Source organism: Microbacterium ureisolvens, assembly GCF_019511645.1.
GTDB lineage: Bacteria > Actinomycetota > Actinomycetes > Actinomycetales > Microbacteriaceae > Microbacterium > Microbacterium ureisolvens_A.
Genome location: NZ_JAEUAX010000018.1, coordinates 1 through 13670, shown reverse-complemented (window position 1 = coordinate 13670; position 13670 = coordinate 1). Strand labels below are relative to the sequence as shown.

At 65.3% G+C, this 13670-nt stretch carries 14 protein-coding genes; 10 read left to right on the top strand and 4 right to left on the bottom strand.

What is annotated here, in order from left to right; translation table 11 throughout:
• The first annotated feature begins 16 nt into the window (after positions 1-16).
• The 4 genes from JNB61_RS19010 to JNB61_RS18995 all read left to right on the top strand — a co-directional run bounded on the left by JNB61_RS19010 (position 17) and on the right by JNB61_RS18995 (position 3843).
• Positions 17-1096 (top strand): SIS domain-containing protein, encoded by a 1080-nt coding sequence (locus tag JNB61_RS19010; protein WP_308291307.1) that lies wholly within the window; start codon positions 17-19, stop codon positions 1094-1096.
• Positions 1093-2025 (top strand): PfkB family carbohydrate kinase, encoded by a 933-nt coding sequence (locus JNB61_RS19005; protein WP_220340662.1) that lies wholly within the window; start codon positions 1093-1095, stop codon positions 2023-2025. Before JNB61_RS19010 ends, JNB61_RS19005 begins: the two co-directional genes overlap by 4 nt.
• Positions 2022-2627: a histidine phosphatase family protein gene (locus JNB61_RS20670; RefSeq protein WP_220340661.1), complete on the top strand. Its 606-nt coding sequence runs from the start codon at positions 2022-2024 to the stop codon at positions 2625-2627. The genes JNB61_RS19005 and JNB61_RS20670 overlap by 4 nt, the downstream gene beginning before the upstream one ends.
• A gap of 94 nt (positions 2628-2721) precedes the next feature.
• Positions 2722-3843, top strand: coding sequence for a glycosyltransferase family 9 protein (locus tag JNB61_RS18995; protein ID WP_220340660.1), 1122 nt, complete (start codon positions 2722-2724; stop codon positions 3841-3843).
• Here JNB61_RS18995 and JNB61_RS18990 read toward each other — a convergent pair.
• From JNB61_RS18990 to JNB61_RS18980, 3 genes are read right to left on the bottom strand one after another with little or no spacing between them, the layout of a single operon-like run.
• The gene (locus JNB61_RS18990) at positions 3840-5069 is read right to left on the bottom strand and encodes a hypothetical protein (protein ID WP_220340659.1); all 1230 of its coding nucleotides are present in this window, start codon (positions 5067-5069) and stop codon (positions 3840-3842) included. The two genes, JNB61_RS18995 and JNB61_RS18990, sit on opposite strands and share 4 nt — an antisense overlap.
• Before the next feature lie 4 nt (positions 5070-5073).
• Positions 5074-5472 carry a DUF2304 domain-containing protein gene (locus JNB61_RS18985; protein WP_220340658.1) on the bottom strand — a complete coding sequence of 133 codons (399 nt, stop codon included), beginning with the start codon at positions 5470-5472 and terminating at the stop codon, positions 5074-5076.
• Positions 5469-6212 (bottom strand): glycosyltransferase family 2 protein, encoded by a 744-nt coding sequence (locus tag JNB61_RS18980; protein ID WP_220340657.1) that lies wholly within the window; start codon positions 6210-6212, stop codon positions 5469-5471. Before JNB61_RS18980 ends, JNB61_RS18985 begins: the two co-directional genes overlap by 4 nt.
• Before the next feature lie 72 nt (positions 6213-6284).
• On the opposite strand from JNB61_RS18980, the gene glf reads away from it, so the two are divergent.
• From glf to JNB61_RS18955, 5 genes are all read left to right on the top strand, one after another.
• Positions 6285-7427 (top strand): UDP-galactopyranose mutase, encoded by a 1143-nt coding sequence (gene glf, locus JNB61_RS18975; protein ID WP_220340656.1) that lies wholly within the window; start codon positions 6285-6287, stop codon positions 7425-7427.
• 24 nt (positions 7428-7451) lie between these two features.
• Positions 7452-8258, top strand: coding sequence for an ABC transporter permease (locus JNB61_RS18970; RefSeq protein ID WP_220340655.1), 807 nt, complete (start codon positions 7452-7454; stop codon positions 8256-8258).
• Positions 8258-9004 (top strand): ABC transporter ATP-binding protein, encoded by a 747-nt coding sequence (locus JNB61_RS18965; protein WP_220340654.1) that lies wholly within the window; start codon positions 8258-8260, stop codon positions 9002-9004. Before JNB61_RS18970 ends, JNB61_RS18965 begins: the two co-directional genes overlap by 1 nt.
• 81 nt (positions 9005-9085) lie before the next feature.
• Positions 9086-9994: an ABC transporter permease gene (locus JNB61_RS18960; protein WP_308291306.1), complete on the top strand. Its 909-nt coding sequence runs from the start codon at positions 9086-9088 to the stop codon at positions 9992-9994.
• A 2-nt stretch (positions 9995-9996) separates the two neighbouring features.
• Entirely contained in the window at positions 9997-11229 is a 1233-nt protein-coding gene (locus tag JNB61_RS18955) for an ABC transporter ATP-binding protein (RefSeq protein WP_220340653.1), read from the top strand.
• Here the strand turns inward: JNB61_RS18955 and JNB61_RS18950 are convergent.
• Complete coding sequence (locus tag JNB61_RS18950; protein WP_220340652.1) at positions 11222-12163, bottom strand: hypothetical protein; 942 nt, start codon at positions 12161-12163, stop codon at positions 11222-11224. The two genes, JNB61_RS18955 and JNB61_RS18950, sit on opposite strands and share 8 nt — an antisense overlap.
• 190 nt (positions 12164-12353) lie before the next feature.
• Here JNB61_RS18950 and JNB61_RS18945 point away from each other — a divergent pair, with 190 nt between their 5' ends.
• On the top strand, positions 12354-13298 hold the full coding sequence (locus tag JNB61_RS18945; RefSeq protein ID WP_220340651.1) for a glycosyltransferase domain-containing protein: 945 nt from the start codon (positions 12354-12356) through the stop codon (positions 13296-13298).
• Positions 13299-13670: the final 372 nt, after the last annotated feature.

Here is a 13670-nt window from a genome sequence, read left to right as displayed (position 1 = left end):
TACCTTGGATGACTCTGTGCTGACGCCGGCTGCCGCACAAGCACTCGTGCGCAATGCGGCGCGACGAGGTGCGTACGCGGCGCTGGCCGTTGCCGAGCTCAGTGGCGAGATCGCCGCGATTGCGCAGACGATTTCCGACAGATTGGGCGCGGGGGGGAAGCTCCTCGTGTTTGGGAACGGTGGCAGTGCGGCATGCGCGCAACACTTCGCCGCGGAGTTCACGGGCAAGCTGGCTTCTGATCGCGTACCGTTCCCTGCGATCTCCCTCACCGTAGACACGTCCGCGATGACGGCGATCGCCAACGATTACGGTTACGAGCATGTCTTTTCCCGACAGGTCCGTGCGCTTGCAACCTCCGCAGACGTGGTAGTGGGGATCTCTACGAGCGGAACGAGTAAGAACGTTGCTGTCGCCATCGCCGCGGGGCGCGACAAGGGAGCCTTTACGATCGCATTGACAGGATCCCGCAATGAGCTCGCAGCTGACGCCTCGCTTTCTGTGCCTCTGCGCGAGACTGCACGTGTTCAGGAGGCGCACGACCTGATCCTCCACGAGCTCGCACAACTGAGCGAGCGCCATCTCGTCCCGGAGATCGACGATGACGCCAGCGCGGACAGGTTTCCGTTCATCCTGACCGAGGCGGAGCTAGAGGCTTATCGTGCGTGGCTAAGGTCGTCCGGGCAGACGCTGAGCACCACGAACGGCGTCTTCGATCTGCTCCACGCCGGGCACCGGGCGAGCCTCTCAGCCGCCCGCGCGACAGGCGACCAGCTCTGCGTGCTTGTTAACTCCGACGAGTCCGTCCGCCGTATCAAGGGCGAGTCGCGCCCTGTTCGTCCGCTCGCGGATCGCCTTGCCGACCTTTCGCACGTAGTCGCCGTGGACCATGTAGTGGTGATGGACGACGACGACCCACGCCGCCTCCTGTCGCACCTCGCGCCCGACGTCCACGCGAAGGGCGCTGACTACCGCGGCCTGGATCTGCTGGAGGCATCGACCGTTGAAGCGGCGGGCGGGGAAGTACGTTACCTCGAGCTGTTGGACGGCTACTCCACGACCGCGCAGATCACGTCGGCTGGGGAGTCCCGTCGATGACGCGCGCACGGGTCGTCGCCGTCCTCGGCGACCTCATGCTTGACGTGTTCGAGCACGGCACAGCTAGCCGCCTGAGCCCGGAGGCGCCAGTCGTCGTTTTACTCAACCCAAAGACGACCACGGTGCTGGGCGGCGCAGCCAACACCGCTGCGAACGCGCGATCGCTTGGGGCCGAGGTCCGCTTAGGCGGCTTCGCAGGGCTGGACGCGCACGGCGACACTCTGGTCTCGCTTATTGACGACGGCGGGATGGTGTCGTCGGTCGCTCGACTGCCTGAGATTCCGACCACGGTCAAGCGCCGCTTCCTTGCTGGAACTCATCAGATCATGCGGCTCGACGTGGAAGCGCAAGAGCTGTCCGACGACGCGGCTGATCGGATTGTCGCGGCATTTGGAGATGTCGCGGATGCCGACAGCGTGGTCCTGTCCGACTACGCGAAGGGAGCCGTGAGCGCGTCGGTGGCCCAGACGGTGATCGCGTCCGCGCGCGTGCACGGACGGCCGGTCGTGGTCGACTCAAAGCGGCTGGACCCATCGTGCTTCCGCGGCTGTGCGATCATCGCGCCCAATCATCACGAAGCAGCCGCGATGACGAGGACGACCGACCCGGTCCGTGCGGCAGAGATTATCTCGGAAGCGACCGAAAGCGCGGTCCTGGTGACCCTCGGTGCCCAGGGCATGCTCATCCACGACGACTCGGGCTTTGAGCGGATCCCGAGTCACGCAATCGAGGTATCGGATGTAACCGGCGCTGGAGATACGGTCACCGCAGCGCTCGCCGTGGCACTCGCCGAGGGTGCGACCGCACGGGAAGCGGCTCGCTGGGCGAATCACGCTGCGGCGGTGGCTGTCGCTCACGCGGGCACCTACGCGGTACCCCGCTCCGCGCTGCGACCCATCTCGGAGAGTGAAGTCGGAGCGGCAATGTGAACGTCCGCCATGTGATCCTGCTCCGGCATGGGGCTACTGCGCACAGCGCCTCGGGTCGCTACTCGGGCAGGGTTGACTATCCTCTCTCAGAGCTTGGCTGGCGTCAGGCAGAGCGGTGGCGGTCTACGTTGGCGAGTGCAGAGAACCTACGTGTGAGGACATCCCCGCTGAGCCGCGCAGCCGACACGGCAACAGCCGCCGGGTTCGCTCGAGCGCTGCGGGACGAGCGTCTCCTTGAGTGGGATCTTGGCTGCCTCGAGGGGGTGGAGGCAGATCGATTCCGTAGGGAGAATCCTGAGTGGAATCTCTTCCTCGACGGTCCACCGGCACGCTCAGGCGAATCTCCTGCTGCTGTGCAGGTGCGCGCGCGCACTGTAGTGGAGTCTGCAGCGACCGAAGCGGGGCAGATCGTCGTTCTGGTGTCGCACGGCCAGTTCCTCCGCGCGCTAGCGTTGGAGTTCTTAGGTCTGCCGATTGCAGATGGCCGCGCGCTTTCGTTGGGACCCGCCCGCGCGGGTCTGCTCACCAGGAGGGGCGCTCGGTGGTCTCTTACCGGGTGGAACATTCTGCCCGTAGAAGGCATGTTCGATGACCTCACGTAGCGTGCATCAGTCTGCGGGCGTTGCCGTTCAGGCGCTATCGCTTCTACGTGCGCGAGCGGCTCGAACGATCCCACAGGATCTTCCCCCCGGTCGCGTGCTCGAGCACTTGGCGCGCGCCTCCGCATCCGGTGGCATCCGTGTCGCGGTAGTTCGAAACGATGGCATCGGCGACTGGTTGCTGACCATTCCGCTTCTGGCGGCACTGCGTGGGTCTCAATTCGTGCGGGACGTGACGGTAGTCGCTCCTCGCGGATATCGGGCCCTGCTCAACAGGTCGGGTGCAGTCGGTTATGTCGACTTCCTCGCAGGGACCATCGTCGCTCCGCCGCCGCCCGGAGGGACGTTGGGCAAGATCCGAGCGGCGTCGTGGCTCACCGGGCGCCGCGCAGCAGCGCTCGGACGCCGCCTGCGCGATGAGTTCGACCTGGTTATCCTCCCTCGTTGGGATACGGATCTTGGCTTCAATGCCCGGCTCCTCGCCGCCGCCCAGCAAGCTCCCATCGTGGGGCATGACCCGCGCCTCGTTCCCGCGTTGACGTCGCGAGAGCGCAGGGAAGGTCGCCTGCTGAGCGTCGCCGTCGCCAGCCCTGATGCGTCGAAGCACGAGGTTGAGCATCTACGAGCGCTGATGGCGTCGATCGGCCTCGGCGGCACCATCGACGCTGGATTCGGTCTCGACTTCTTCGGTGTCGATCGTGAGCTCAGCCCTGGGGCCCCCGTCGTCATCCACCCCACTTCCGTGGAGCCGAAGCGGCAATGGCCGATTGAGTCCTGGAGGAAGCTGATCACCGCGCTCGAGAGCTTCACCTCCGTCGTGGTGATTGGGGCGGCGAGTGAACGCGAGACCCTGGAACGCATCGTTAGTGGATTCGGAGCTCACGTTACGGCGGCACCGGGCACGATCCAGCTCGGCGAGCTACCCGGATTCCTTGCGGGTGCTCGAGCGTTCGTCGGCAATGATAGCGGGCCGGCCCATATCGCCGCGTCCGTCGCGTGCCCCGTGGTCGTGGTCTCCCCGCATCCGGCCGACGGCGATCCGACGCACCGGAACAGTCCGGACAGGTTTCGCCCGTGGGGTCGTGACGTCGAGGTGGTGAGGCCTGCGCGTGGTTTGGCGCCCTGCACCAGCGCATGCGTCGCCCTCGAGCCGCATTGCATCGCCACGGTGTCGGTCCGCGATGTGCTGGCAGCTCTCGACAAGCTCGCCGTTCATTAGGTCGTCTGTGCTCGCACCCTGCGTCCAAGTGCGAAGGTGTGGACGGCCAGACCGACGGTTACCGGGGCGATCAGCGCGATCGATATACGAACATCCTGAGGTGACGGCACCACCAGCGCGCCCAGCGTCAGCAGGGCCGCAATGACCCATCCGGCGAGGTTCGCGCGGTGGCGTCGCAATGCGATGAGCGCTGGTCCGGTGATGCACATGGTCGCGGTGAGGCCGGCGCTGAGGACGATCACGCCGACGAGCCATCCGTCGATCGTGAAGCGGCTCCCGGAGATGAAGGACACGACGAATGGGCCGATGATCCAGCCACCCGCCACCAGAATGGCCATTGCCGACGCCCCGATGGCGACGATCCGCTTCAGGCTGCCGCGGCTGAGTTTGGTGTCTTTGAAGACTGCGGCGATAAGGAAGCTCTGCAGAGCGATGACCGGGATGACGATCGGCGCTCGCGTGAGAGTGATCGTCAAAATCAGCGCTCCTGTCACCGATGCACTCACCTGCGCTGAGGTCGCACCGATCAGCATGGGGAGACCACTGATCATCAACCCCGACGCGGTAGCGGCGATGACCGTGCTCGAAGAGTTGACGAAGAGACCTCGGATGCCAACATCGAGCGCGAACCGACCGATGACCTGCCGGCGGAAGACGAGCCAAGTGAGGGTGAACGCAATGCCGAAGGGAAGCGCCACCAGCAGGGCGAGCAACGGGACGCTGACATGTGCTGCCAGAGCCGGGAGAACCAGTATCGCTCGTAGCAACGCGTCGAGGATCGTCGTGAAGGCTACCGCGGTCCACAGCCTCAACCCATACAGCACTCCTCCGAGGGCGGCTGAGAGCACATAACCTGCCACGCCGAGCGGTAGCGCCACAGCGAGCCACATCGCGGCGCCGGGAATGATGACGTTGCCCAGCAGCAGGCCGAACGCGACCGCGCCAGTGGCTACGATCACGGCCGCGAACCCGGCGAACCGTCGAAGGGGGCTCGCGTGCTGTCGGGCGCCGTCGGCGGGATGCGTGGCGCGAGACACCTCCTGCTGGATGCCGGCCAATGCGGCGACCCACAGATAGAGCGTCGACCAGAAGACGGAAAATGAGACATACGTGGACTGCGATGGCAGGAGCGCGGGCGCGGCGACCTGGATCGCATAACCCACGATTCCCGCGACCACCGTCGAAATGAGTACCGCACGCAGCCCGCTTGCGGTGGAGCCCGCCACCATATCAGCCGACGGGGTCGGTCCGCCGCTCATCGCCGTCGGGGCCCGGGAGCCCCGGGTCCTGTCGCGGAGCGAGCGACTCGTACTGATCGCGGAGAATCGCGACCTCTTCGGCCAGTCGGCGGGTTTCGTCTTCGACCTGGGACAGTTCCCATGAGAGGTGCAGGGCGACCCCGATCAGCAGCACCGTCGAGAGTGCGAACAGGAGGTTCGCTGGGACAGCGACGCCGAGCAAATGCGTCAGGCCGAGCAGCAACCCAGGGAAGACACCGAGTATCAGGACAGCAAGTGCGATGACCAGCCAAAGCGCCGCGTACTTCTCTCGCAAGCGGCGCGTGAGGAGCATCCATAGGACGATCCCGATGATGAAGAGCGCGAAGATGATTCCATAGAAAGCGATCACGCCACAGACTCCGGATCGACTGAGGCCCGGTGGTCCGGGCGGCGCATGACCGCGAGCATGAGGGCGAACACGGCCCGGGCGAGATACACGATCGAGCCGACGGTGCCCTGGCTCGGGTTGCCATGTGCACGAGGTCTCATCGCGACGGGCACCTGGGTGACACTGAGACCGGCGTGGCATGCGGCGACCAGAGAATCCAGCGTGTCGCCGAAGTATTCCGCCGGGTAGTAGCGCACGTACTGCGCGATGGCGCGAGGGCCTGCCGCGCGAAACCCGCTCGTCACGTCAGTGAGGCGCGTCTTGGCCACGCGGGACAGCACAGACGCGAGAAAACGCATCGCCCACCGCCGCGGGCCCCGGACGTCGTAGTCGCCGACGCCGTCGAACCTAGCGCCGATCGAGATGTCCGCGGACTTGAGGCCAGCCAGGACGCGCTCGATGTCTGTGGGGTTGTGCTGCCCGTCGGCGTCGACCTGGATCGCGCGCCGATAGCCGCGTCGCTGCGCGTAGGTGAAACCGGTCCGCATCGCGCCGCCGACTCCGAGGTTGTACGGCAGCGAGAGCACTGTCGCGCCTGCGGCACGCGCGACTGCAGCGGTGGCGTCAGTGGAACCGTCGTCGACCACCGCGATGTCGTACTCGGGATGGGCTCGCGCGATCTCTCGCACCGTATTGCCGACGTTGCGCTCCTCGTTCCACGCGGGAACGATGATGAGCGTCGGCTCGGGGGACGTGTGCATGGCCGTTACAGCCTACTAGGCGCCGGTGACTACTCTGAGAGGGCCCATGTCTTCAAAGGAAGGGACACCCGCGTGGGATCTGACCTCCTCGTCGTCGGCTCGGGTCTGTTCGGTCTCACGATCGCGGAGCGCGCCGCTGCTTCAGGGCGCAAGGTCACGGTGATCGATCGCCGCTCTCACATCGGCGGGAACGCCTACAGCGAGAACGAGCCGACGACCGGCATTGAGGTGCATCGTTACGGCGCGCACCTGTTCCATACTTCGAACCAGAAGGTATGGGAGTACGTCAACCGCTTCACATCGTTCACGAGCTATGTGCACCGCGTCTATACGAACCACAATGGCGTGGTTTTTCCACTGCCCATCAACCTCGGGACGATAAATCAGTTCTTCGAGGCCGCGTACTCGCCGGATGAGGCTCGAGCTCTAGTGCACGAGTTGGCGGGGGAATTCGAAGCTGACGATGCTGCGAATCTGGAGGAGAAGGGCATCGCCCTGATCGGCCGCCCTCTCTACGAGGCCTTCATCCGCGACTACACGGCAAAGCAGTGGCAGACCGATCCGAAGGTGCTACCCGCCGAGGTGATAAGTCGGCTACCGGTGCGCTACAACTACGACAACCGGTACTTCAACGACACGTGGGAGGGGCTGCCGACCGACGGCTACACCGCGTGGCTCGAACGCATGGCCGACCACGCGAACATCGATGTGAAGCTGAACACCGACTTCTTCGACGAGTCGCAGCCCCTGAACCGGCAAGCCACGGTGGGCCAGGTGCCGGTCGTCTACACGGGGCCGGTCGACAGGTACTTCGACTACGCCGAAGGGGCGCTCTCGTGGCGGACGCTGGATTTCGAGCAGGAGGTCCTCTCGGTGGGGGACTTCCAGGGAACCTCGGTGATGAACTACGCCGATGCGGACGTCCCCTACACGCGAATCCATGAATTCAAGCACTTCCATCCGGAGCGCGCTGACCGGTACCCGTCCGACAAGACCGTCATCATGCGGGAGTACTCGCGGTTCGCGACACGTGACGATGAGCCGTACTACCCGGTGAATACCCCCGAGGACCGGGCCGGACTGCTCGCCTACCGCGAACTCGCCAAGGGCGAGACGGGTGTGCTGTTCGGCGGCCGACTCGGCACATATCAGTATCTCGATATGCACATGGCGATCGGCTCAGCGCTCTCCATGTGGAACAACCAGCTCGCGTGACTGCGCCAGCCTAGACTCGACATCGTGAGCACTGCCGCCGTCGGCGCCCCCGGATCGCCCCGGCGCTATATACACTCGCTGTGGCTGTTGTCGGCGCGCGATCTCAAGGTGCGCTACTCGACCAGCGCCCTCGGGTACGTTTGGTCGATCCTCGACCCGCTGGTCATGAGCGCGATCTACTGGTTCGTCTTCACCCAGGTGTTCAAGCGCACGGTCGGGCATGAGCCCTACATCGTGTTCCTGATCACGGCGCTGCTGCCATGGGTGTGGTTCAACTCAGCGGTGTCGGACTTCACACGCGCGTTCAACAAGGACGCGCGCCTCGTGCGGTCGACCGCGATCCCGCGCTCCATCTGGGTGAACCGCATCGTCCTCAGCAAGGGCATCGAGTTCCTCTGCTCGCTGCCCGTCCTGGCGCTGTTCGTCGTGATATCGGAGTTCTCGGACTACCCGGCCGAGCTGAACTGGGGGCTCCTGTGGATCCCCGTGGCGGTCCTCCTCCAGGCAGTGCTCCTCGTGGGGCTCGGGCTGCTCGTCGCACCGCTGTGTGTGCTGTGGACGGACCTGGAGCGCACCACGAAGCTGATCCTGCGCGCTCTGTTCTATGCCTCGCCGGTGATCTACGGAGTCGAGGACCTTCCGGGCGTTTTCGAAACGCTCGCTGCCTTCAATCCGCTCTCGGGGATCTTCGCCCTGTACCGCGTCGGATTCTTCCCGGAGGAGTGGGATCCGTGGGTCATCGGCATGGGGGCGATCATGTCCTTCCTCTTCCTCACCCTCGGGATCTTCGTCTTCCGCCGGCTCGAACGTCCCGTGCTGAAGGAGCTGTGATGACGGCATCTGATCTCGCGATCGAGGTGCAGGGCCTCGGCGTGCGCTTCCGCCGCAACAGGCGGGGGAGGCGCAGCATCAAAGACCTCTTCTCGGACTCGACGCGTCGCTCGAAGCCGGGGGAGTTCTGGGCCCTGCGCGACGTCAGCTTCGACGTGAAGCCCGGTGAGTCGATCGGCGTGGTCGGCCGCAACGGCCAGGGCAAGTCCACTCTTCTCAAGCTCGTCGCCGGCGTGCTTCTGGCCGACGAGGGGTCGGTGGCCGTCAACGGCGGTGTGGCTCCTCTCATCGAGATCACGGGTGGCTTCGTCGGCGACCTCACCGTCCGTGAGAACGTCCGGCTGACATCGGGACTGCATGGGATGTCGAAGACGGAGGTCGCGCGCCGTTTCGAGGGCATCATCGACTTTGCGGAGCTCGACGACTTCGTCGACACCCCCTACAAGCATCTGAGCAACGGCATGAAGGTGCGTCTGGCGTTCTCGGTCGTGTCCCAGCTCGAGGAGCCAATCCTCCTCGTGGACGAGGTGCTCGCCGTCGGCGACAAGGCTTTCCGCGAGAAGTGCTATAACCGCATCGACGAGCTGCTCGCCGAGCAGCGCACGCTGTTCTTCGTTTCTCACAGCGAGCGGGACCTGCGCCGCTTCTGCACGCGCGGCCTCTATCTCGACAAGCATCGCCTGGCAATGGATGCTCCGATCGACGAGGTGCTCGACCGCTACAACGCCGACTATCCGGTCGGCTGAGCGAGCCCGGGCTGGGGCGGAGCTCACAGGCACGCGCAGGTATAGTTGTGGGCTGTTGTCGAAAGGGAGTGCGGAGCTATCGTGACTGACAGTGCTCTCGTTCGGTTCGAGCGCCTCCGCGACGAGCCCATGATCTTCACGGGTGGAGCGGGCCGAGGTACCTGGGCATCGCTGCGCGCCGTCCTGTCGCACCGCCAGCTGCTCGGTCTGCTCGTCCGCCGCGACATCAAGGCGCGCTACAAGGACAGCGCGCTCGGGCTGCTGTGGACGCTGATCAACCCGATCGTGCAGCTCCTCATCTACTACCTGGTGATGGGTCAGATTCTCGGCGCTGCCCGCGGCATCGACAACTTCGCGATCTACGTCTTTTCGGGCCTGACGATCTTCGGCCTGTTCTCCGAGACTCTGACCGGCATGACCGCCTCAATCGTCGCGAATTCCGGGCTGGTCAAGAAGGTCTATGTGCCGCGGGAGGTCTTCCCGCTCGCGTCGATCGGCTCCGGCCTGTTCACATTCAGTATGCAGGTCGTCGTGCTGACTGCCGCCTGCTTCGTTCTGCTCACGCCGCCATCGCTCGGCGGGCTGGTCTACTTCATCCCGTCGGTGCTGCTCATCGTCGTCTATGCGGCGGCCCTCGGCATCCTGCTGTCATCGCTGAACGTCTACCTGCGTGACATCCAGTACCTCACGCAGATCCTCCTCATGCTCGCGCTCTGGGCCTCTCCGATCGTCTATGGCTGGACGATGGTGAAGGACGTCTTCGCCCAGTTCGGCCTGCCGCAGTGGCTGCTCGAGGTGTATACGAACAACCCCATCACACTGGCGGTGCTGGGCTTCCACCGGACGTTCTGGGCGGCCGGCACAGCCGCCGACTACCCGCCCCACCTCGAGCTGAGGATGCTCGTCGCCTTCGTCGTCGGCCTGGTCCTGTTCTGGATCTGCCAGCGAGCCTTCGCACGTCTGCAGGGCAACTTCGCGCAGGAGCTCTGATCGTGTCCTCTGTCAACGCTGCCACCGCTTCCGCACCGGATATCGTCGTCGTCGACTCTGTGTCCAAGACGTTCGTCATCCGAAAGGACAACTCTCTGAAAGAGCGGGTCGTCACGCTCGGCAGAAGGGGGCGGGCCCATCAGGAGCAGTTCCGTGCCCTGAACGACGTGTCGTTCTCGATCCAAGCCGGGCGCACGATCGGCCTGATCGGGACCAACGGGTCGGGCAAGAGCACCCTGCTGAAGGTCATCGGCGGCATCATCGATCCCTCGTCTGGAAGCGTCCGTCGCCGCGGTCGCCTCGCCGCGCTGCTCGAGCTCGGCGCCGGCTTCCACCCGGACCTGTCCGGGCGCGACAACATCTACCTCAACGCCGCGGTCCTCGGGCTGTCGCGGGAGCAGACGGACGCCGCGTTCGAGAGCATCGTCGCCTTCTCCGAGATCGGCCCCTTCATTGACACGCAGGTGAAGTTCTACTCCTCGGGCATGTATGTGCGCCTGGCGTTCGCGGTGGCCGTGCACACCGATCCGGATCTGCTGCTCGTAGACGAAGTCCTGGCGGTGGGCGACGAAGCGTTCCAGCGCAAATGCATGGACAAGATCCGCCAGTTCCAGAAGGAAGGGCGCACCATCGTCCTCGTATCCCATTCGGCCGCACAGGTCATGGAGGTCTGCGACGAGGGAATCGTGTTGCGCGACGGTCAGATCGCTTTCATGGGATCCGCCGCGGACGCGACTCGAGTCCATCGAGAGATCCTCGAGGGCAAGCGCAAGCAGACCGTCGAGCGGGAGGAGTCCGAGCACGCGGCGCAGACGGTGGGGGAGCCGGCGGCGCACGGGGAGGTCCTCGGGGTGTTCGTCGAGAACGAGGACGGCGAGGTCGTCCGCGACGTCGCACCTGGTGAGACCGTCACGCTGCGCGTGAAGGTGAGGCACTCGCGTCCCGTCGAGGCGTGGAACACGAGCGTGAGCATAGACACGTCCAACGGACAGCAGGTGTTCGGCACCGGCAGCCGCCGACTCGGCACGAACCATCCCGCGGTGCCCGCCGGGGAGGCCGAGATCACCTATCGCCTCAGCGACGTCCGCTTCGCGGGCGGGCAGTACTTCGTCAACGTCGACCTCCAAGACGCCGACGGACGCTCACTCGATGTCGCATGGCAGGCCGCTGCTTTCTATGTGCCCGTCGACGAGCGTCAGACCGGCACCATCCACACCGACGTCTCGCTCAGCTGATCGCCGCGACCTCGGCCCAGATCCGGCGCCGGGTCTCGGGCGAATGCGTCGCGGCAATTTGACGGTCGTTCTCACCGCCCGCGACGTTGACGGTATTGAGACCGGTCTGCTGGGAGCCGGGGATGAACCACCAATGCTGCTGCCGATCGAGCACCTGGCGCGTGGGAAAACCGTGCTTGACCGCTTCGTAGTGGAGCCAGACGTCGTCCGCGGTGGGTGCGCTGCGGAGGAACCCCTGGCCGTCGTCGCGGATCGCTTTCTGCAGGGCGGGGGGCAGCAACTGCCCCGATACGGATGTCGCGAAGTGGGCGTAGTTCGGCGCGTCCGACTCGCAGGGGCGCCAGGAGGCGTAGGGAGTGAATTCGGACTCGGATGACATCCCGATGACATGCGCACGATGAGCGATGACGCACCTGGGAGAGCTCTGGTATGCGCCCCGCAACTCCTCTAGCCACGTCTCGGGATAGACGATGTCGTCGTCGCTCATCACGAGCGGACGGTCGAGGGATTCCGAGGACAGCAGCGGCCAGTACTTGGTGTGCACGCCGAGCCCAGGAGGGGTGAAACGGACCTCTAGGCCACGGTGCTGCAGGCGGCGAAGGCGCCAGGGGACGCGCGGCAGCGGGCGATCGAGCCACAGCACCAGACGATGCGGCTTCACGGTGCCGCGCCCGATCGACTCGATGGCGAGCCAGACGTCGCGCAGCCGCTCTCCGTGCGTCGTCATAGTGACGATCTCGGTCGAGGCGGTGTCGACGACGGATTCCTGGGAGCGGGAGTTGCGCAACCACAGGCGGGTAATGTCGCCGGCGACGTGGGGCGGCGGGCTGTCGACGGTGCCGACCGAATGGGGAAGCCCGCCGAACGCGACGGCGAGAGACCGGGCGATTCCTCGTGCGCGAGCGGTCGCCGGAGTCCGAGTCCCCCTGTCCATCCATCTACGGTACCTCGACGGCAGTCGTGTGCTTTCGTCGTCCACAGCCGTCAGGGGACCCCCGGTGCGACGCGGTACGGTGGAGGTGCGCGGATCGTATAGGGGCGAACTGCGTCACAACGAGTCCCCTCCGCCTACCCGAAGCGCGCAGGGCCACGACCGAGAGGGGCCACTTTCGATGAGAATCTGCGTGTACACCGCGCTGATCGGACAGTATGACGGGCTCATCGAGCAACCGGTCGCAGCGACGAGCACCGCGGATTTCATCTGCTTCACTGACGACCCCGACCTGACGAGTGAGACCTGGGAGATCCGTCGTGTCGAGCGCGCGTTCCCGCAGGACCCGGTTCGCAGCGCGCGGATGTACAAGATCCTCGGGCACGACTCGCTCGATGAATACGACGTGACCCTGTACATCGACGCGTCGGTCCTGCTGCGCAGGTCGCCGGAGCAGATCGTCGAGGATTGGCTCACCGACGGCCTCGACATCGCCCTGTCGAGCCACGGCTATCGCGAGCAGCTCGTCGACGAGTTCGACGAGGTGGTGCGACTCCAGTACGACGATCGCAGCCGCGTGTACGAGCAGCTCATGGACTACTCGGTCGAGTATCCGGAAGTGCTGGAAGCGCGTCCGCTCTGGACGGGGATGCTCGTCCGCCGCCGGACGCCTGCCGTTGCGTCGGCGATGCGCGTGTGGGCCGACCATGTACTCCGCTACTCGCGGCGCGATCAGCTCTCGGTGCTCGTTGCCCTTCGCTCGAAGGACGTTGCCGTGCGCGTGCTCGACATCGACAACTTCGACTCGCCCGACCACGAGTGGCCGGTCATCCCGAAGCGTCGGATCCTCCAGGGCAAGGCGCCCGCTCTGCCCTCCGGTCCGCTCCTCGCTGAACTCCGGCGCGCGAATCGGCAGATCGAAGGGCTGATCGCTGACTTCGGCGGGCGCGCGGCGAGCGACGTACTCGAGTCCGAACGCAACGAGCGCGACCGTGCTGACGCTGCAGAGGAGCGACTAGAAGCGGTAACACGACAGCTTGAGTCGACAGCCTGGGACTTGAAGCAGACCACAGGGATTCTCGGCGCGACCCGCAACTTCGGAAGAGCGGTTGCAGGCAAGTTTCGTATCGGTTTCTGAGCGCCGACGTAGCGTCGGCCGGAGGCTGCAACTAGCCTCGGAAGCTCAGAGAGCCCCTTCCTTCAGGGCTGACTGCCTGGCCGCGGACGTAGCCGATGAGGCGCGCCGCAAGCGCCGGCCGTCCGCTTGCAGCCAAAGCTCCTGGGTCCTCGTGGCCCTCGGTGTGTCGTAAGCCTTCTAACGCGTTGCGAATTCATCAGGCTCCCGAGTCCGAGGCGGCAGTTGTGGTCAGGGCACCAAGGCTCTTGCTTGGGTGAGGACGTTGTCGGTGATGGAGGCGTCGGATCCGAGGACGATGATCTTGTCGGGGTGGAGTCGCTTGAGCTCTTGGGCGACGAGTCCGGGGATCTCGTTCTCCTGGGTGAGGAGGAC